Origin of the sequence: Methanobrevibacter sp. (genome assembly GCF_015062935.1) — an archaeon.
In the GTDB taxonomy this organism is placed as follows: domain Archaea; phylum Methanobacteriota; class Methanobacteria; order Methanobacteriales; family Methanobacteriaceae; genus Methanocatella.
Window position 1 is genome coordinate 22888 of the sequence record NZ_SUTM01000020.1, and the last position, 21911, is coordinate 44798.

Genomic DNA, 21911 nt, shown 5'->3' on the forward strand with positions numbered 1-21911 from the left:
TAAAATATACTATATAATGAAATTATATATAAGTATTACTTTTAATCAAAAACTCAGTCATAAAGACTGTTACCGTGACTGTCCATTGCAACTATGAGTGGTCCAAAATCTTTAACTTTTAAATTCCAAATTGCTTCAGGCATTCCTAAGTCTAACCAGTCTACACTTTCAATTTCTTCAACAGCATCAACATATAATGCTGCACATCCGCCAGTAGCTACAACATATAGAGCTTCATTTCTTTTTAACGCTTCACGCACAGTATCATCCATACCGCCTTTACCAATGACAATTTTAGGACCCATATCCAGAACATCACTCTGGTAAGGATTCATTCTCATTGAAGTGGTAGGTCCAATAGCTACCATTTCATATCCATCATCTTTTTCAGAGATAATAGGTCCTGCATGAAATAACACCGCACCTTCAATATCTAAAGGAGCGCCTTGTTCAAGCAACCTTTTATGCGCCTGGTCACGTGCAGTTAAAATATTACCTGTTAAATAAACTACATCGCCTGCTTTTAATTCTGATAAATCTTCATCTTTAATTGGAACGTTCAATTTTCTTTCCATCTATTCACCTTAAATAATAAGTTTCTTTATAAAAAAATATGACTAAGAATATATAAAATTTTTTGATTTAATAAATTTAATGGCGAACATTATCCGATTAAAAGAATTAACAATTTAAAACCTAACCACATTAACATTAACGTCAGCTATTTGTAAATTGAAATTTACTTTTAAAAAGTAGTTGATATATATGTATAATTATAAAACAACTTGATTTGTAGAATACTTGGCGTTAATGTGAAATCACATTCATTAAAATTATAGTTTGAGAGGATGTTTTAATTTAAATTGAAAGATTAAATGATTTAAAAAAAAGATAAAAAAAGTTAGAAGAGGAAATATAATCCCCTCTATTTGATTGTAATTTTAACTTTTTTAGACACTGATTTATATGTATTGTCACCAGCGAATTTGATTACTGCAGTGAATATGCCTTTTTTGGTTATTTTAATACTGAAAGTAACCTGACCTTTAGCATTTGTTTTTGCAGTGTAGGTTTTACCGTTTACTTTTAAAGTAACTTTTTTGCCTTTTGCAAGGTATGTTTTTCCATCGATGGATGATCCTTTGATGGTTTTTAAGGTTACTGTGTATTTTTTGGTTTTTGCAGTAGTCTTAAATGTTTTTGCGCTTGCAGATATTGATGTTGTTTTCTTTTCAATGGTTACTTTGTGTACAGCCATGCTTGCATTATAGTCTTCGTCACCTAGGAATACGATTACAAAGGTGTACAGGCCTGCGTTTTTGAGGTTAATCTGAACATTTGCGAAACCGTTTTCATCAGTGGTTCTGTTTAATGTTACGCCATTGTAACCGATGTAGATGGTTTTGTTTGCAATAGGATTTCCCTCATCATCTACAAGTTGGAATGTGAAGTTTCCACCACGTTCTCCTTCGTAGAAATCACAAGCATATTGTGCAAAGTCGTTTCCTAAAATAACAGTTGATTGTCTCATTACAGCAGGAACAGTAAGTTTGATTGAAATATTAACCGGAATATATAAATCACTTCCAGCATAATCAACAATTATTGTAGCGCCAGATTCTCCAACAATCTCAAGTGAACCGTTAGCATCACTAACAACAGTTTTAGAAACATTGTTTATAGTATATGAAATATTTGCATTAGGAATTGCATTTCCATTAGCATCTTTCAATATCATGGAAATATTATTTCCCTCTACAACGATATCATCAAATTTTGTTGCTATAATAGTTGTGCCTGAGATAACTGTTTCAGCTTCAGTGTAATATGAATCTGCATCATGGCGAACAGTGATATAATAATCTCTTACATCTTCCAAAACAATTTTACCATCTTCATCTGTGACGTAAACAGCATCCATAGATTTACCGTTAACGAATCCTTTAACAGTTATGTTTTGACCTTCTTCCCTGTTTGATCCGGAAATATTGGAACTGATAGTTGTAACACCGTTTTTGCCCCAATAGGTTACATTGGTAAATGCCACTTCAGCATTACTGTCAGAGTAAATAGCATTTAAAAAGTTATTTTGACCAAGGAATGCAATTTCAATACTAGTTCCATTTACAGTTACATTAAATGGAGTTGTATCATCCGCATTTGCTCTGTTGTTTAAGAAAACGGAATTGGAAACAATATTATTTGAAGCGTCGTCACAGTAAATTGCGGAACCTCTGGTTGCATTATTGCCGATGAAATTACAATTTGCCACATTACCGCTAACAGAGATGAAAACCGCACCACCAAATTTTGCAGAGTTATTGGTGAAATTACAATCACTCACAGTACCGGTACCATTAATGTAAAGAGCACCACCAAATTCAGCATGATTACCCATAAATTCACCATTAAATAATACATTTTCAATGCTTTCAAAGAAATTGATTGCACCACCGTATGTAGCATGATTATCAACGAAATTACCATTAAATGTAATATTAATAGGAGTTAAACGATAATTTACTGCACCACTATGTTGAACAGCAGTGTTGTTAATGAAATCACATGTAAATACGGAATTACTTGAAACATCCCTGAAAGTAATAGCACCACCATTACCATTCATTTCACCAGTTTGCACTCCTAAAGCAGAATTATTAATAAAACAACCAGTAAAATTATTCTTATCTGAAGTACCAAAGAATACAATCGCACCACCGGAGGAATTAGCTAAATTAAACATGAAATCAGAATCAAATCTGTTATTGTTAGCCTTATTGTAGAAAAAGATTGCTCCACCATTAACTGCATAATTATTTGTGAAACTGCCTTCAAAACTATTGTTCTCAGCAACATTACGGAAAAATATTGCACCCCCACTAGCAGCATTAACACGATTATTATTAAACTCGGCAGAAATTACATTATCACAAGATTTATTCTGGAAACAAATAGCTCCACCAATTCTTTCAGCCACATTACCTTCAAAATAACCATCAATCACATTACCAGAAGTTTCATCATTAAAGAATACTGCACCACCCTGATAAGCACTATTATTAATAAAAGTGGAATTGATTTTGGAATTTGAAAAAGTAGTCTGAATAAATATTGCACCACCGGTTCTAGCGGAGTTATCAGCGAAATTAGAATCTGTCACATTTCCTTTTTCATAGAAGTAAACAGCACCACCATTAAAAGCAGTGTTGCCGGAGAATTTAGAGTTTTCTACATTGGCATATCTATTGAAATAAACTGCACCTCCACGTGATTTTGCAGAGTTGCCAGTGAAATTACAGCCTGTTACATTAGCATTAGCTTCAAATAGAATTGCACCGCCATCCCTTGAAGCAGTGTTATTAATGAAATTACAGTTTTCAACAGAACCAGTACTATTATAGTAAACTGCACCTCCAACATTTAAAGCGACATTATTAATGAAATTACAATTTTTAACAGTGCCATTAGAACCCAGTTCGAAATAGACTGCACCACCATATCTGGCGGAGTTATTAGTAAAATTACAATTTTCAACTGAACCGGTACTGTCAAAGTAAACTGCACCGCCATCATAAATAGAAGCGGTGTTATTGACAAAATTACAGTCTGTTACATTACCAATACCGTAAAATAGGATTGCTCCAACTGCACTAACAGCATAGTTATTTGTAAAATTACAATCGGTTACATTACCATCACTATCTTGAAATACGATTGCACCACCAGTATTAGCAATATTATTAATAAAATTAGATTTTTCAACAGTACCCGAACCGCTGAAGTGCATTGCACCACCATTATAAGTGGAAGCAGTGTTATTGACAAAATTACAATCTGTTACATTACCCATATCAATAAATCTAATTGCACCACCCCAATCAGCAGTGTTATTAGTAAAATTACATTTTTCAACAGTACTTGAACTTCTGAAGTACAATGCACCACCCTGTACAGAAGCAAAGTTATTAACAAAATTACAATTTGTTACTTCACTATTATTTATAAAGTAAACGGCACCACCAGCTCTAGCAGAGTTATTAATAAAAATACAATTTGCTAAATAATCATTCAGTGTAAATAGAATTGCACCACCACCATACATAGCAGAGTTATTGGTAAAAATACAATTTGTTACAGTATGAGTGGAACCTGAAATACTGAAGTAAATAGCACCACCATAGACTGCTGCTTTGTTATTGGTAAAATTACAATTTTCAACGCTACCGGAAGACATGAAGACAGCACCACCATATGAATTATCCTCTTCATTAACTTGGTTGTTGTTAAAATTACAATATGATACCCCACCAGTACTATTAAAGTAAACAGCACCACCACGATTAGAAGCAGAGCTATTAACAAAATTACAACTTGACACAGTACCGGAATACATATAGATAGCACCACCACAATCAACAGCATTGTTATTAGTAAAATTACAATCTGCTACTTCACCAGTACTATTAAAGTAAACAGCACCACCACAATTAGAAGCAGAGCTATTAACAAAATTACAATTTGCTACTTCACCAGTGCCATTAAAGTAAACAGCACCACCATAATTAGAAGCAAAGTTATTGACAAAATTACAATTTGTTAGATTACTAATATCCCAAAAGAAAACTGCGCCTCCACAATCAACAGCATTGTTATTAGTAAAATTACAATTTTCAACACTGCCTGAATACATACAGACAGCACCACCATAACTATCATCAGTGGTTGCTTTATTATTAACAAAATTACAATTTGTTACAGTACCAAAACAAATCCAGATGGCACCTCCATCACCATCAGTAGCTGTATTATTAACAAAATTACAATTTTCAACAGTACCGGAATACATACAGACAGCACCACCATAACTATCATCAGTGGTTGCTTTATTATTAATAAAATTACAATTTATCACATTACCTTCTGAATACTCAGCAAGATAAATAGCACCACCATTACCTGTTGCTGTGTTATTAGTAAAATTACAATTGTCAACAGAACCAGTAATATTAAAGTAAACTGCACTACCATTGGAAGCAATGTTATTAACAAAATTACAATTTGTTACAGTACCAAAACAAATCCAGATGGCACCTCCATCACCATCGGTAGCAGTGTTATTAATAAAGTTACAATTTTCAACAGTACCGGAATACATGCAGACAGCACCAGCATAACTATAATCAATGGTTCCTTTGTTATTAACAAAATTACTATTTGTTAAAGTACCAGTATAAATCAAAACAGCACCGCCACCATAATAAGCAGAGTTATTGGTAAAATTACAATTTGTCACATCACCATTGCCATCGAAGCAAACTGCACCAACCCAACCATCAGCAGCGTTATTAACAAAATTACAATTTGTTATAATACCATTTGAATCTACAGCGAAATAAATGGCGCCACCATCACTGGTTGCTTGGTTGTTAGTGAAATTACAATCTGTCACATTACCCGTTAGATTAAAGAAAACTGATCCCCCATAATTTGCAGTGTTATCAGTAAAATTACAATTTGACACACTACCCTCATCATAGAAGTAAACTGCACCACCATCTCCAGAAGCAGTGTTGTCAGTAAAATTACAATTTGTCACAGTACCAGTACTATCAAAGTAAATTGCTCCTCCATTACCATTATAATTAGCATTTTTAATGGTTAGGTTTTTAATTGTTACACCGGAAGCATTAATATGAAATGCCCTGATTGTTGATCCGTTCATGTCAATGACTGCACCGTTACCATCAATGACTTTATTGTCCTCACTGATAGTAATGGTTTCACCCTTATCGTAAGTATAGTTTTTATGGGTTAAATTAATGTTTCCTGGCTGGCTAATTTCTGCAGCCAAATCAGAATATTTAGCTGAATCCACACCCAATACCTCAGTATCAGTTTGCGCAATAGCCTCATCATTATCAGTTGAAGCCAATTCATCGTTTTCTTCACTTGTTTGCAGATTATCCTCAATAATATCCTTATCAACGGATAACCCAATAGTATTTGTATCCTCACTTGCTAAAGTATCATCTATTTCACTTGCACTAACACAAGTTATGCTTAATAGAAAAACAGCAAGCACCAGCATGAACATTATTTTCTTGTATTTCATTTCTCCCTGAACTCCTGAAAATTGTATAATAAAAATGTTTTATTTCATTCAAACAATTGTAAAAATACATGACATTTGTTTAAAAACTTCTAAAACATGACTAAAAGTCTATCCACAAATATATAAATATATAACGATTTTGAAGAACTGTGGCAGATAAACTGATATTTATCTGTCTATCGTTTTGATTGTGTTAGAAAGTATGGAAAGAGTTTCAAATATTTCCCTGATTATTCTTCACATTAACATCGGCCATTAGCTATTCAAAACCTAATTTCCGAAACCCTTTCATATATCGCAGTGGAAAACCAAATTGATTTGTGAAAACGGGAGCGTTAATGTTAATGTTATTTTTCATTAAATTGAAAATAGAAAATTTCTTTTGATTTAAACACCACTAACATTAATTATTAAATAACCATGAAAACAAGATAAAAAAAAGAAATAAGTGAATAAATTCACTTATAATTAATTTTTAAACACTATTTGACTTTTACACTAGATTTTACAGTATCCTTAAGGTAAGTCACTTTAACTGTGTATGTTTTTCCTTTTTTGAGCTTTTTGATAACATTCCTCTTAAGTGTCTTTTGTGCAATTCCCTTGGAGTTGGTTTTGACTTTATATGTCTTGCCGTTGAACTTGAATATTATCACCTTACCTTTAACGAGTTTACCGTTGATTTTAAGGGTTGCTTTCAAGGTAAATTTCCTGGCAGTCTTTTTGACGGTGACTTTGCTAACTTTAAGCACCTGTTTTACGGTTACAGTGTTCTTATATGTTTTACCATCATATATTGTGATTATGGTGTATTTATTGGGAACTTCTGTAATTTTGATTTTAGCCATTCCATTTTTGTCTGTCTTAACGGTTAGTGTTTTACCGTTAATTACAAATATTACTGATTGCCCGCCAACAGCAACTTTACCATCACTGGAAACCAGTTTTGCGGTGAAGTAAGATTCTCCGGCATAATCCACTGCAATATTTTTAGAAACAACTTTACAGTTCTGCAAATCCAACATTACACTTACATTGTTTAGATAATACTGATTATTATAGGAAGTTGCAACCACATAATTGCCTGGAACTTCATTTATTTCCAGTTTGGCAATACCCTCATTGTCAGTTGTTGCATTAATCGCCTTCCCGTTTATTGTAAACTCAACAGATGCACCCACAACAGAATGATTATTGGAAGTTACAACTTTAACACTGAAATATGATTCACTGCCGTAAACAACTGAAATATCTGTGTTGGAAGTGACTTTGGAGTCATCTTCTACAGTATAAACCTTCAGGCAGGATACATGATTTGGATATAAATCAATTACGACACCATTTTCAATTAAAAATGATTTATTTTCACTTAAATGAACTCTAATTTGACCTGAAGAAGAAACAGGTATACAATTTGAGGTTATTTCTGCAATAAATTCATCTCCCTTTTTAACTGGAACGTATTCATTTAACTTGATGGTGTGAAAACCTCTGAACGGAGATACGCCATCCTGCGTTAACATCAGATTGCCGTTTACATAGATTTTCACGGTGTAATTGATGCCGCTTTGATTGAAGTATGTTCCGACAGCTGCAATCAGATCATCATCTTCAGCTTCATAGCGATTAAAACAGGTCAGATTATCCGTTTCATTAGGCATTAAGAAATCACCAACCCATACAGTATCATACCCGTAATTCTTATTGTACGGCACTTTATTTTCAAGTATTATTCCAATACCCTGATTAATAATGTAGGATGCTGCAAGAAATGTTTTGTCATAATATGAAATGTAATAGAAACCGTTGTCTCCCACTGAAGTTCCCCAACTGTTTTTAATAATCCATGCCCCGTCACCCGGCGGAGTTTTAAGGAAATTGTCCTTGGAATAATTGTCATCCCATCCAATAACAGAAACCTCATGATTCAGGCCAGGTGCATCAAATGTATATTGTGCAGATGTATTTAAATTCAAATAGCCCTCTTTTTCATCAGAAGTTGCCCAATATCCTACGCTTAATGCTCCATATTTCATGATTGCTGTTTTGATTTCTGTACCGTTTAATACTTTATCATTTGAAACAAATATTACGTCCTGAACATGAATGACATCAGAACCTGTTGTTATATATGGTGAAAGTTTTCCAACCTCATCATATATGTCAGTTTCTTCAAAAGCAGGACCATACCATCCCACCATATATGATGCAGCAACCCCACCGGTACCGCCTTCATCTAAGTCGGTGCAACCGTAATTGAAGTACTTTAACATGTTATGATGGAGATTGCCTTCAGACAAATCAAGCTCCACGCCATATGTCTTCAAAATTGCTGATTCAACAGCACTGGTTAATCCAAATGTCCAGCAGGCCCCCATTCTACCCTGATCCTTTACTGGCGTAAGCCATCCCCAATCACGCAAATCGAATCTTTCCGGAAGACCCACGACAGTTATGGTGTTGTTGACCGGTTCAAATTTCAGTGCCGGGGAATCAACACATGCCGGATAATCTAGAGTCTGATTGGTGATGACGATTTCATTGTCAAATGTATTATTTTTCCAAATACAATTTCCAACATCATAATAAGTGAAAAGGGCATTCGTATTGTTTTCAAAGATGGAATTGGCAATGGCATAATATGTATCAACGGCTAGTATTGCATTACCTGCACTTGCAGAGTTATTGAGGAAACTGGAGTTGTTTATCAAAATATTGTTGTAATCGGAAAATATTGCGCCTCCCAGACCTGGATAATCCTCAAAGTCTTCGACAGCATTTGAATCAAAAACACAATTGTTAATCTCAGCATTTTCCAAAAATGCCAAATACACCGCTCCACCGTTATGGACTGCACTATTGCTGGTGAAATTTGTATTGTTCATGAAAAGACTACCTCCCAGCTGAATATATGCCCCACCCATCATGGAAGATGAATTTATAAACGCACACTCAGTTACTGTAGCATTGTAGGCTTCCATTCCATAATCAACCAGTATTGCGCCGGCATTTTTAATGGATTTGGTGTTGATGAACTCACAGCCTTTGATACATGAGTTGCCTGTCCATCTTATGGCAATTGCTCCTGCGGATTTCTCGGCTGTAAGGTTAATGAATCTGGAATTAGTAATTGAACTTTCACAATATTCAAAATAGAGTGAGGATGCATAAGCAGAAGTTATGTTAATGAAATCTGAATCATCTATGCTGACTGAGGAATGTGTGGCAAAAATTTGACCATATTTACCAGTGCTGTGTGATGTGACAGATGAGTTTGAGACCTTTAATGTGGCATTATCTAAATATATTGATGATCCCCTTTCACCATAATTGTCAATAAAGCGGGACCCTGCGCAATTTAATATACTGTCATGAATGAGAATTGCTCCGCCACGACTGGCATTATTGGCGATGAAAGTCACATTGTTTAATGTAATATTGCCTGTAGCATATATTGCACCTCCTTTATTGCTATTACCGTTGATGAATATGAGATTGTTGATTGTTATATTGCTTCCTGTAATATTGAATATTCCGGATTGCATGTTTGCATCCAGAACATGATTGTTTCCGTTTATTGTGAAATCGCTTTTATTAATAACAACCGGACCACTGTCAGTTTCATTGCTGAAAGTGTAGTCATACTTCATTTCAAATGTGTCATGTGATACATTAATATCCTTGTCCAGTTGTGAGAATGTATTCGGATTATCCGTTATTATTTCGTTTTCAGTTGTCTTGAGTGTTACCGGTTCCATTTGCATGATGCCCTCGCTTGTTGTATCATTCATATCCCCTGCATTAACGGTTGCAATTGAGAATATGAAAATTGCAAGAAGCAGTAGGATCATGCTTTTTTTGTATTTCATCCCTTTCCAAACTCCTAATAAATTTCATGATAAATGTTTTATATCATTCAAACAATCTCTGAAATAATTCCCTTTTGTTTAAAACTTATAAAACATGACTAAAAGTCTATCAACGAATATATAAATATATAACGTATTTGGAGAACAGATGGCAGATAAACTGATATTAATATACCTATTGACTTATATTACTCAATGGATAATTAAATCATAATTATCAACAGTAACATTGACAGACTTAGTATCAAACGCTTCAATATAGTATCTAAGAAAAAAATTAATCATTATATTAGTTTACATACTGTGTGACCAAATCCGATATTAATAGAAATCTATAATTAATTATTGGAATAGGTTTCATTTGATAACTTTAATATATTTGTTATGACTAAATTTTATATAATCATTAGAGAAAAAGTGTAGGATAAAATACTATGTCAAGTATGAGCAGTGTTGCGGGACTTTCAAAATATATAAAAACATTGCCTAAAACTGAATACAATATTTTAGGAATGTTAATTTTTAGTTTTTTAATAGGCAGTTTATATTTTTTAATAGATTCAGTCCCTACTTACAATTTTCTAGAAGATATCGTTTTAGGAGGTCTTTTTGGACTAATATGTTTTGGAGTGACCTCAATTATGAGCGGTGCTCTAAATCAACAGGTCATCAGTGGATTTCATGGGATAAATCTAAAAATTAAGCATTCCATGTTTTTATCCGGAGTTTCAATGATCATTTTAGGACTTGTGTTGATTAGCGGAGGAATCATCTCCAGAATAACCAATATTGACATGTTTTTAAACTCATTATTATTTGGCTGCGTGCTGATTTATGGATTCAATACATTAGTATTTTGGGCAACTTCAAAAGTCAGATTTATTGTTGCGGCCGGAGTAGGTTTAATTCAACCAACTCTTATATTGGCAATGTTTATTTTAATATCATTTTTTGCAATTGATACAAGTTTTTTAGGCCCGGCAATAATACAAATCATTATAAAAGCCCTGATTGCAGGCATAATATTTGTATTGGCAATTTATGCATTTATCAAAATTATTGCATCCCCATTCCAGAAAAATCTGGGAATAGGAGTTCTGGATTTATTAAGCTTATTTATTGCACATATGAATGAAGGATCAAACTCATTAGAAAGTTTGTTTGAAAATATGAGTGAAGCAATTGATACAGTTGTTACATTCGTTAGTTTTAAAACAGACGCCGGAATTAAAGCATTATTTATTTCACCATCAGTCCACCCCGGACCTCTAGGAGACCTGGGAGGATCCAACATGCCTACAATTCTGGCAAATAAATTTGATTATTTCACTATGGTGGCTCATGGACCTTCAACCCATGATTTCAATCCAATTGCAGTTTCAGAAATCGATAAAATCGAAGATTCCATCAAAAAAGGTCTTGAAAAAGTGGAATATAGTGAAACTGCCAGCAAATTCATAAGATACAAACATGAAAAGGCAAATATAGGAGTGCAGTTTTTCAATAAGGGACTAATAATCCTATCCACATTCGCTCCTGAAGCTGTTGATGATATTGAATTTGGTGTCGGATTAACAATGATGGCTCAAAGCAGAAGCAGATGCGGCGTCGAGAACTCTGTAATTGTTGATTGCCATAACTCATTTACCCCTGAAAGTGGAGAAGTTCTTCCGGGAAACTCAGAAGTGTTCCATCTCATAGAAGTTATTGATAAAATCGACCCTAATCAAGAAAAATACGAGGTTAAAATCGGTTGCTCACATGACAATATGGACACATTGGACAAACAGGAAGGAGTCGGTGAAAGCGGTGTAAAAACAATGGTTATTGAAGTTGGAGGTCAAAGAACTGCATATGTCCTTTTTGATGCCAACAATATGGAAATCGGATTCAGACAGGAAATCATTGATGCAGTAGGCAATTTAGAAATAGATGAAATTGAAGTTATGACCACTGATACACATACAGTCAACACTCTTTCAAGAGGTTATAATCCAATTGGAATTGCAAAAAGAGCAGAAATAATAGAATATGTTAAAACAAGTATTCAAAATGCAATAGATGATTTGGAAAAAGTTGAAGTTGGAACTGGAACCGAAAAAATAGAAAATCTTAATACTTTCGGCCCAAAAAATTCAACAGAACTGATTTCAACAATAAGTTCCGTGGTAGCCGTCAGTAAAATTATAGCTCCAGTATTATTGATTACTTCATTACTAATAGTATTTATATGGATTTTCTTTGGGGGATTATAAATACATCATAAATAATGTATATGCAATGACCCATGTAAAGAAGAACGGTGAAATTCCATCCCATAACCATTGAGAGAATCCAGAAATTTCATCCCCAGCCATCTTTTGACAGAGCTGGCCTATAAAATACAAAATAATTAATGCAACAAAAGCAGCAGCAATATCATTTTTAAATCCGATCCATCCTTTTGAGAGGACTGTGGAAAGAAATGCTGCAATCAGAGCAAAAATAACATGAATACTTGTAACTTTGATAGTTGTGTCCATTGATATCCTCCATTATTAAATATATTAATATAAATTTTAGTTCTTATAATATATTAAAGTATTGATTAACAAAGGTGTTTATTATGAAATCTATGTCTAACGTAGATGTTTATACAGTAAGTGATGAATTAAATAAATTATTAACAGGTGCCAGAGTAGACAAATCATTCCAACCTACAAAGGACATTGTTGTCGTGAGATTCCATGTGGCTGGAACAGGTAGAGTAGATTTAGTGATGCAATGCGGTGCTAGAATACATACAAGCCAATACCCCCTTGAAAATCCCACTACTCCTCCAAGCTTTCCAATGCTTTTAAGAAAACGAATTAAAGGAGCTCATGTAGAATCCGTAAAACAGCATAATTTTGACCGTGTAGTTGAAATAAAAGTGAAAAAAGACAAATACTATGCAATAATTGTTGAATTATTCGATAAAGGAAATATTATTCTTTTAGATGAAGACAACAATATCATCCAACCTCTGAAAAGAAAACTGATGAGTGACAGAGACATCAGTTCCAAAAGGGAATACATTTTCCCTGAAGAAAGAGGAATCAATCCGATTACTGTTAGTGAAGATGAATTTCATGAACTGTTCAGCGAAGACAGTGATGTAGTCAGAACACTGGCTAGAAACGGACTGGGCAGTTTATATGCTGAAGAAATTATCCAAAGGGCAAATAAAATAGTTGAAATAGATAAAAACACCTTGAACAGTGATGTGACTGCAGAACAAATTTCCGCATTATATTCCGGACTTAAAGACCTGTTTAATAATTTAAAAGAAGATTCAATCAAACCGCAAATTGTAAAAAAAGACACCAAGGAAGACGTAGTTCCTTTGGATTTAATGAAATATGAAGACTTTGAAAAAACCACCTTTGAAACTTTCAATGAAGCATGTGACGAGTTTTATTCTAAAAAAGTTAACACAACTATAAAAAATATACAAGAATCCGCATGGACAAAAAAAGTAAACAAGTTTGAAAAACGATTACGTTTACAACAAGAAACACTTGATAATTTTAACACTACTATCAAAGAAAGCCAACATAAAGGAGAAGTAATCTATTCTAATTACCCTACCATTGAAAACATAATAAATGTTGTAAACTCAGCAAGGAGTAAGGACTACTCTTTTAGTGAAATTGGAAAAATATTAAAAAAAGCAAAAAAAGACGGAATGAAAGAAGCCCAAATTTATGAATCCATTGACAAGCTGGGTGTATTAACACTGAACATAGATGATACTTCCATAATTATCGATCCGAAATTAACAATTGCTGAAAATGCTGAAAATTACTATGAAAAAGGTAAAAAAGCCAAACGTAAAACCAAAGGGGCATTAATAGCTATTGAAAATACCAAAAAACAACTTGAAAAAATTAAAGCTAAAAAAGATATAGCAATGGAGCATATTGCAACACCTAAAAAGAGAGTCAAGAAAAATCTCAAATGGTATGAAAAAATGAGATGGTTTGTAAGTTCACAGGGAGTTTTAGTAATAGGAGGCAGAGATGCAAACTCCAATGAAAATGTTGTGAAGAAATATTTGGAACCCCAAGACATTTATTTGCATGCAGACATACATGGTGCATCATCAACAGCAATAAAATTAAATGGCCATGAATTAAATGACAGTATCCTTAAAGAATCAGGTGAGTTTGCCGCATCATTTTCATCTGCTTGGTCAAACGGTTTCTCATCTCAAGACGTATTTTGGGTGCATCCTGACCAAGTTTCAAAAACACCAGAATCAGGGGAGTTTCTACCAAAAGGATCATTTGTTATAAGGGGACACAGAAACTATATTCGAGGAGCTAGAGTAAAACTTGCTATTGGAATTGTGGATTATGAAGGAAAAAGAATAATGGCAGGACCAATAGAAGCACTCGAAGCACATTGTGAAAATTTCGTTGTAATAAAACCAGGATACACTAAAAAGGAAGCTCTTGCAAAAAAGATAATTAATAAAATAAATGAAGATGACCTTCTTACATTAGATGACATTATAAGAGTTTTACCATCTGGAAAATGCGATATTGATGAAAAATATCACGAAAGAAAAAAATATGAAAAAAATTAATCCTGATAATCTTCAGGATTATATTTAAAGTATTCGTCAGGATTCATTACCACTACGTCAATGTTAGGGTTAAACTGACTTACAAAATTAGCAAAAATTGCCGGGTCTTGCTCTATAGGTGGGAAAGTATTATAATGCATTGGAATAACTACTTTCGGATTTAACCACATTGAAGCAAGTGCCGCTTCAAACGGACCCATAGTAAATTTATCTCCAATCGGGATTAAAACTACATCAGGTTTATAGATATTTCCAATAATATCTTTCATATCACCAAACAGACCAGTATCACCTGCGTGGAATATTTTTGTTCCATCTTCGAATGTTATTAAGAAACTAGCTGCACTTCCACCTGGAACTGTTTCTTCAACTATATCTATATCAGATGAATGTTTAGCATCCAGCATAGTGAATTTTATGTTTCTGAAAATGAATGAACCGCCGATATTAACACCAATGTTTCTGATTCCCTGTTTAGCTAAAAAGAGTGAAATTTCATGAATACAAGCTATAGGTGCATTAGTATTATTGGAAATTTCTAATGCATCCCCAAAATGGTCAGAATGACCATGAGTAAGTAGGATAATATCAGGATTCAATTCCTCTACAGGAACTTGGCAGGCAGGATTATTGCTGATAAATGGGTCAATTAAGATTTTAACGTTATCATCGCTAATAATTTCAAATGCAGAATGACCCAACCATCTAATTTCCATTAAGCAGTTCCTCCCATTGCATTAATAATAACATTTTCATCCAAATTAGATGCAATATTCCAAGTTTTTTCGAAGTCTGCTCTTATATTAGAAATGGAATTTCTATCTTCGTAGATTGCTCCATATTCAAAGTCATTTTGACTTTCTGAGATAATCATCGCATGGGAATCATCAGTGATTAAATTAACAGTATGAACTTTTGGAACTGTTTTAATATGAACTCCCTGTTTTAAAAGAGATGAAACTAAAAACATGTAAGACATATCTGAAACATCAAATTCATCAATGATAACTCTTGAATAGATTGTTGGAACATGGGATAAAAATCTGTCAGACAAATCATTCAATGATGGAATTTCAAGCATGATTTCCTTATTAACATTAACTGCTAACTGGTCAAATGCTTCTTGTGAAGACAGCAATCCTGTATCAGTAATTACATAACTTTTAAGTGATTTTGGAACTGGTAAACTTTCAGGATTATTAATATCAATTTTTATATCCCTATTTTCAGCAACTTCCGGTGGAACTTGGGTTTGAGTATCCACAACATTATGTTCCGGAACGATAGGAACTTCAGGTTCTTCTGATAAAACTTTAATGATTTCATCAGACTTATCATTTTCATCCTGAAATCTAGGAATCTCTTCAACAAAATAGTCAGATTGACGTCTTTTAGGAGCCCTAGTTACCTTTAATGGTTTTCCATAATGAGGAGTAAAGTTTAATTGTTTATCAAAATTAACATTCTCTTCTTCTTGTGGAACCACAGTGAAAACAGCTTTCGGATTATCCTCATAATCATCTCTGATATACTGACTTGTATCAAAATCACGATAATCGTCATCCAAAACAAGATCATTATAATCAGAATCATCATATTCATTAAAATCGTTTTGAACTCTTAACCTAGGTTTATCATCTTTTGATTTTCGTTCAAGTTTATTAAAATTAGGAGCATTTATATTATTTGAACTTATGAAGTCTTTTATCATGTTTGTGGTCCTATCAGCATTATATTCAACGAAATAACTGACTATTAATATTAAACCCACAATAGAAATGATAAGACCGACTATCAATAAAATGTCCAATAAGTTATAAACACTTGTCTCATATGCTATGAGAATACCTATTACAAATAAAATAAAACCTGAAACTAATTTAATAGTATTTCCCATAATGTCACTCTCATTTATAATTAATCACTCTATTATTTTAACTAATATAGAATATCTACAACACTATTAATAAATTTAATGGAAAAAGAACAATAAAACAGAAGAAAAAAACAATACGGATAATACTTTTTTAAAAAATAGTAATATTAATATATGAAAAAAACAAATGAAATATTGGTGAAAAACTATGAAAAAAATACAACCATTCATCAATGAAAACTCAGGCCAAGGTGCCGCAGAATACATACTTCTTTTCGGAGGAGTAATAGTAATTGCTTTACTTGCACTTACCATATACAGAACATATATGGAAACAAGTGACACCAGTCTCAAAGCAAAAGACGATATCATGGATGTCAGGAACACAATTCTTGACAACAGAACCCATGTGTAAAAAAATAGACAGCAAAGGGCAAGGAAGCGCTGAGCTGATCCTCATCACCGGAGGATTAATAGTAATAGTACTCTTTGTTGGAAGTTATATTTCAAATATAACACAAAAAACGCAAACAAGCATACATAATTTCCTAAAAACAGAAAGAGATTATTTAATAAATAAAATTTGAAAATAGAGAGAAATCTCTATTTTCCACCTAAAATTGAATTTAAAATTTCATCCCATGACTCTGAATTAATATTAGTCAATTTCATGCCAGTTCTGGTTAAAATTCTAATATTTTGTGGACATGCTGTTACACAAGCACCACATAAATTACAGAAGTCTAAATTAGTAACTGATTTTCCATCAACAATTTCAATTGCATTACATGGGCAGACATCTTGACAAGCATGACAAGAATCGCCTTTACAAATTTTATCTTCATCTTCAATTTCTACTAATTCAATTTTACCGTCGAAAGGTTTAGTAATTGTGATTGCATCAACTGGGCAAATTTCAGAACACCAGGAACAATTGACACATGATTCTTCAGAAATAAATGTTGAACCGGTAATTTCAGGAACTTCGATTTCTTCCCTTAACATACAGGTAGAACAAATTTGTTTAATTGCTTGTTCCGGACAGATTCTTTTACATACACCACATTGTACGCATTTAGAAAGATCTACTTCGATAGAATTATTTAATAAATCAACACAGGATGTTGGTTTATTAGTAATAATTATTGCTTCTGCAGGACATAAATCTGCGCAAAAACCACAGTAAATACATTTATCTTTATTTATTTCAATTTCTCCTCTTATTAAAGATACTGGGTCTGGAAGATTTCTTTCAAAAATAATTGAATCCCTAGGACATACTGAATAACATCGACCGCAATAAATACACTCTTCATCATCAACTTTTGATTCGGTTTCCCAAATCGGATAATTGTCCATTTTACTGATTGCTTCATCATTGATTTCTAATGATAGTGCATCGAACGGACAAGCAACAGAACATAAACCACAGAATATACAAGAATCTGCGTTAACTGAAACTAAATCCATTTCAATTAATCCTCTAACAATAGGTACAACAGGACCTAATCTTAAAGAGGATGTAGGACAAACATCAACACAAATCCCACAACCAACACAATTTACATCTTTGTAGGACAATTTACGGTGTTCTTCTCCATCTCTCTCAATACTAAACATAGTAACCACCTCAAGCTTTAGAGATGGCCTGATTTGGACAATTTTGGATACATAAGTCACAGTCGTCACAATTTTCAGGAACGATAGCAACGTCTCCATTTTCTTCGACAATTGCGCCTTGTTCGCAGAGTTTTATGCATAACCCTTGAACAGGACAATTATCAATGTGTCCACACAAATTTGAATCAATTTTTACTGCCATATAACCACCTCATAAATGTACAAAAATCATAATAGAACATAATTTTATATACATTATTATTTAATATATCGAAATGAACATATAAACATATCGATTATTTTCTAAGTTTAGTTGACAATATCCCCATTTTTATTAATTTCACCACTGCGAATTCTAGTGGATGAAATAGGAATACCATCATAGGCCAAAACAAAACTAACAACAACAATATCAATAGGATCCATACCTTTAGAAACTCTTATTTCATTAATTTTAACAGCAGTTGGCTCTGTTTCCTCACTAACCACTATGGCATCAAAATCAACGTCATAAATGGTGGTTCCATAAGGATCATCCAAAGGAACTATAATAAAATTAGATTTATCTTTAAAAAAAGATTTAAGATTACTCATCCTCTCTTCACAAGAATCTATATCCCCTTTTAAACCGCCGAAAGCATCAGAGGTCACTCCAATTTCGACAGTGTCTGCAATCTCAAAAGCAGTAGATAATAATTTTTTATGACCGTCATGAAATTTATCAAAAGTTCCACCTACAGCCACTTTACTATATTTCTTCGAATTCATAATATTGTCCTAGATTAGTTTCTGTTTAAAACTATATAAGAACTATTATAAATTATTAGCTATATAAAAAAAGAAAAAATTGAAAAAAAAATAAAAATAGTAAATTAAAATGCAATACTTGCATAGTAACCTTTTAGACTATAGGAATTAGCATTCCAATTTACTACGTTTCCAAACGAGTTTCTAGCACTTGTAGCGTCACAGACAGTCCAAGTATTACCTATCAACACCTGGGTCCAAACATGACCGTAGGTACCGCTTGTAAAAGTACATGTACCATGAGCATATCTGGCAGCTAAACCTGCTGTTCTAAACATTGCTACAAGCAGATGTGAATGATCTACACAGTTTCCTTTTTTAGCATCCAATGTACCGACAGCACCATACTTAGTATTATAGTAGAAACTGTATGATACGGTATCACGTACATAGTTATATATTGCTGTAGCTTTTGCTTTATCAGTTGTTAGACCCTTAGTCAACTTAGTAACTAACTGCTTAATTTTAGTGTTGTTAACTTGACAATTAGTAGAAGCCGCCAAGTACGCCGCTAAATTACTTATAGTATTTTTAGAGTTTAGTTTACTTGTAGTTGAAGTTGTATCATCTAATGTTTTGATTACAACATATGCAGGCATGATTCCATTATCATCATAAAATGCAACCACACGAGCAAATGCATAAACCAATCCTTTATAACCAATATTACCTAATGCTGAACTTACAGAATTTGGCATTTGCCCTTTGGAGTCAGCAGTTTTTACAATATTTTTAGCTACAGTAAGATAATCATTCAAATTACCCATATCAGAAGCAGCCCCTGCTTTAGATGGGTTTTTGATTGTTTTTAAACCAATGCTTGCTGTTTTTCCAGATTTTAAATTTATAATAGCTTTAGAAGCCAAATATAAATAATCTGCAATGGAAATTTTAAGATTTCCAATTTTAACAGTTGTTGGCAATTTATTATTACTTATAATATAATTTTTTACAGTTTTGGAAGCGGAAATAACCTGTTTTAAAGTGACCTTATCAATTACATGAATAGTTTTTGTACCGGATCGGGAGTTATGTGTATATTGTATTTTATAATCTCCTCCAGTCAGTTTTCCCAAACTAACTTTAGCCATACCGTTTGAATCAGTTTTTTTAGTATAGGTTTTACCGTTGAATTTGAATTTAACAGATGCACTTTTTATTGGGTTTTTCTTTGCATCCATTACTTTCACTGAATAAGTAACGCTTTCACCAGTTGAAACATAGACATTAGTAGCTTCGAACATTGTTCCATTTACTAAGACATGTTTAGATACAGCATCTGATTTATAATAAGCACTTGAAACAACAGATTTAATAGTGTAATAACCGACAGGACATGTTATTGTTAATTTAGCAACACCCTTGGAGTCAGTTTTCTGACTGTAAGTCTTTCCGTTGATGGTGAATTTGACTACAATATTTTTAAGTGCATTGCCGTTTGAATCTTTAACAGTGGCTTTATATGATGAACCATCTTTGTATTTCATCACTAAATTACTTGCACTTAATTTAGCAGTCAATTTGCTGATAATAACATTTTTATATTCATAATTATAATCACTAGCTCCCAATTTTGAAAATAAATACTTAATTTTATAAGTACCTGGTTTTAAATCACCAATATCCAGTTTAGCGATACCTTTTGAATCTGTTTTAGCAGAATAAGTTTTATTATTCAAAATAAATTTAATTGTTTTACCGGATAAAACCTTATTTTTATTATCTGTGAATTTTACAGAAAACTTTGATCCATCTTTATAGGCCATCTTTAAATCGGAAGCGATTAATTTATTACTTGCAGATTTAATGACTATTGTTCCTGATGAAGATGAAGAGTATAAACCACTATTTCCTTTAAACGTATAGGTTATTTTGTAAGTACCTTTTGCAAGAAGAGGAATAACAGTTGATGCTTTCCCTTTTGAGTCTGTTGTAGCGGTAACGTTTTTACCGTCATAAGAGAAGTATACTTTACTATTTTTTACCGGACTTCCATGAGCAGTAGTTAAACTGACATGATAAGTATAATAGTTATAAGGAAGAATATATGTTTTTGAATTACCAGTTATGGTGGTTTTATCTTTTTTAACAACTAAATTATTACTTAATTTTTCATTTGAAGCAGGATTAGTTGCGGTTATAGTATATTTTCCAGGTTTAAGTCCTACTTTTACAGTTGCAACCCCATTCTTATTGGTAGTATATGTATATTTTTTACCGCCAATATAAAATGCAACTTTAGTATTTGCCAATACGGAGTTATCCTTCCAGAAAGTTGCAGTGTAATAAGTAGATGAACCGTAATACTTAGTTAAATCTTTTCCACTTACTGAAGATAAAACTTTAACACTTTTTGAAAGAGATTTGGAGCTGTAATTACCATTTCCGGAATAGGTAACAGTAACATCATAAGTTCCAATAGCCAAGGCAGCTGTTTTGACAGCTGCTATTCCATTTTTATCAGTGGTGGCTGAATAAGTTTTACTTTTAACTTTCAAAGAAATTTTTTGATTGCTTAAAGCTTTACCTGTACTGTCCTGCAAAGTTACTTTGAAATATGTAGCTGCTTTATCATAATGTGTATTGGACACAGATATAGTAGTTGATATTTTAGAAGCACCGAGTATGTCATCCTGAGCTGAACTTGCTATAACAGATTCATTTTCTGAAATAGAAACGGTGTCTTCAATATTTTCATTTGCAAGACTTAATTTTTGTTCCCCATTATCCTCATAATAAGAATCATCGCTAAGTTTTAGAGCATCATCTTCAGGATAATCTTTTAAATTATCATCATGAGAATTAACTATATTAGTTTCTGAGATAGAAACCTCGTTAGAAACTTCTAATTTTTCTTGAGATAATGCGATAACATTATCATTAGTTAAATTTGAATCTTCTGTATTTGAAACATTATCAATTTCTGCTGCTGATGCCGCTGATAAAACAACAAAAAACATGAGAACAACAGTAACGATAAATGCTCTATTTTTTATCGAAATTTTTCCACCTCTTGGT

14 protein-coding genes are annotated in these 21911 nt (G+C 33.0%); 4 read left to right on the forward strand and 10 right to left on the reverse strand.

The window, feature by feature from the left end; translation table 11 throughout:
- Nucleotides 1-53 precede the first annotated feature (53 nt).
- The 3 genes from E7Z81_RS09510 to E7Z81_RS09520 form a co-directional block, all read right to left on the reverse strand.
- Nucleotides 54-575, reverse strand: a complete 522-nt coding sequence (locus E7Z81_RS09510) for a FumA C-terminus/TtdB family hydratase beta subunit (RefSeq protein ID WP_292746946.1) — start codon at nucleotides 573-575, stop codon at nucleotides 54-56.
- A gap of 350 nt (nucleotides 576-925) precedes the next feature.
- Nucleotides 926-6112, reverse strand: coding sequence for a right-handed parallel beta-helix repeat-containing protein (locus E7Z81_RS09515; RefSeq protein WP_292746949.1), 5187 nt, complete (start codon nucleotides 6110-6112; stop codon nucleotides 926-928).
- Between the two features lie 482 nt (nucleotides 6113-6594).
- The gene (locus E7Z81_RS09520) at nucleotides 6595-9981 is read right to left on the reverse strand and encodes a C1 family peptidase (RefSeq protein WP_292746952.1); all 3387 of its coding nucleotides are present in this window, start codon (nucleotides 9979-9981) and stop codon (nucleotides 6595-6597) included.
- A 434-nt stretch (nucleotides 9982-10415) separates the two neighbouring features.
- Here E7Z81_RS09520 and E7Z81_RS09525 point away from each other — a divergent pair, with 434 nt between their 5' ends.
- Entirely contained in the window at nucleotides 10416-12236 is a 1821-nt protein-coding gene (locus E7Z81_RS09525) for a DUF2070 family protein (RefSeq protein ID WP_292746955.1), read from the forward strand.
- Here the strand turns inward: E7Z81_RS09525 and E7Z81_RS09530 are convergent.
- Nucleotides 12231-12503, reverse strand: coding sequence for a hypothetical protein (locus tag E7Z81_RS09530; protein ID WP_292746958.1), 273 nt, complete (start codon nucleotides 12501-12503; stop codon nucleotides 12231-12233). The genes E7Z81_RS09525 and E7Z81_RS09530 overlap by 6 nt on opposite strands.
- An 83-nt stretch (nucleotides 12504-12586) precedes the next feature.
- On the opposite strand from E7Z81_RS09530, the gene rqcH reads away from it, so the two are divergent.
- Nucleotides 12587-14590 carry a ribosome rescue protein RqcH gene (rqcH, locus tag E7Z81_RS09535; RefSeq protein ID WP_292746961.1) on the forward strand — a complete coding sequence of 668 codons (2004 nt, stop codon included), beginning with the start codon at nucleotides 12587-12589 and terminating at the stop codon, nucleotides 14588-14590.
- Here rqcH and E7Z81_RS09540 read toward each other — a convergent pair.
- Both E7Z81_RS09540 and E7Z81_RS09545 read right to left on the reverse strand, forming a co-directional pair.
- Nucleotides 14587-15306, reverse strand: coding sequence for a metal-dependent hydrolase (locus E7Z81_RS09540; protein WP_292746964.1), 720 nt, complete (start codon nucleotides 15304-15306; stop codon nucleotides 14587-14589). The two genes, rqcH and E7Z81_RS09540, sit on opposite strands and share 4 nt — an antisense overlap.
- Nucleotides 15306-16487 carry a hypothetical protein gene (locus tag E7Z81_RS09545; protein ID WP_292746967.1) on the reverse strand — a complete coding sequence of 394 codons (1182 nt, stop codon included), beginning with the start codon at nucleotides 16485-16487 and terminating at the stop codon, nucleotides 15306-15308. The genes E7Z81_RS09540 and E7Z81_RS09545 overlap by 1 nt, the downstream gene beginning before the upstream one ends.
- Nucleotides 16488-16674: 187 nt before the next feature.
- Here E7Z81_RS09545 and E7Z81_RS09550 point away from each other — a divergent pair, with 187 nt between their 5' ends.
- The gene (locus E7Z81_RS09550; protein WP_292746970.1) at nucleotides 16675-16881 is read left to right on the forward strand and encodes a class III signal peptide-containing protein; all 207 of its coding nucleotides are present in this window, start codon (nucleotides 16675-16677) and stop codon (nucleotides 16879-16881) included.
- Nucleotides 16874-17053: a class III signal peptide-containing protein gene (locus tag E7Z81_RS09555; protein WP_292747000.1), complete on the forward strand. Its 180-nt coding sequence runs from the start codon at nucleotides 16874-16876 to the stop codon at nucleotides 17051-17053. Before E7Z81_RS09550 ends, E7Z81_RS09555 begins: the two co-directional genes overlap by 8 nt.
- A gap of 16 nt (nucleotides 17054-17069) precedes the next feature.
- Here E7Z81_RS09555 and fwdF read toward each other — a convergent pair whose 3' ends face one another.
- The 4 genes from fwdF to E7Z81_RS09575 form a co-directional block, all read right to left on the reverse strand.
- On the reverse strand, nucleotides 17070-18086 hold the full coding sequence (fwdF, locus tag E7Z81_RS09560) for a tungsten-dependent formylmethanofuran dehydrogenase subunit FwdF (RefSeq protein ID WP_292746974.1): 1017 nt from the start codon (nucleotides 18084-18086) through the stop codon (nucleotides 17070-17072).
- 10 nt (nucleotides 18087-18096) lie between these two features.
- Complete coding sequence (locus E7Z81_RS09565; protein WP_292746977.1) at nucleotides 18097-18288, reverse strand: 4Fe-4S binding protein; 192 nt, start codon at nucleotides 18286-18288, stop codon at nucleotides 18097-18099.
- A gap of 107 nt (nucleotides 18289-18395) precedes the next feature.
- Nucleotides 18396-18854, reverse strand: coding sequence for a phosphopantetheine adenylyltransferase (locus tag E7Z81_RS09570; protein ID WP_292746979.1), 459 nt, complete (start codon nucleotides 18852-18854; stop codon nucleotides 18396-18398).
- Between the two features lie 104 nt (nucleotides 18855-18958).
- Entirely contained in the window at nucleotides 18959-21853 is a 2895-nt protein-coding gene (locus tag E7Z81_RS09575) for an Ig-like domain repeat protein (RefSeq protein ID WP_292746983.1), read from the reverse strand.
- Nucleotides 21854-21911 lie beyond the last annotated feature (58 nt).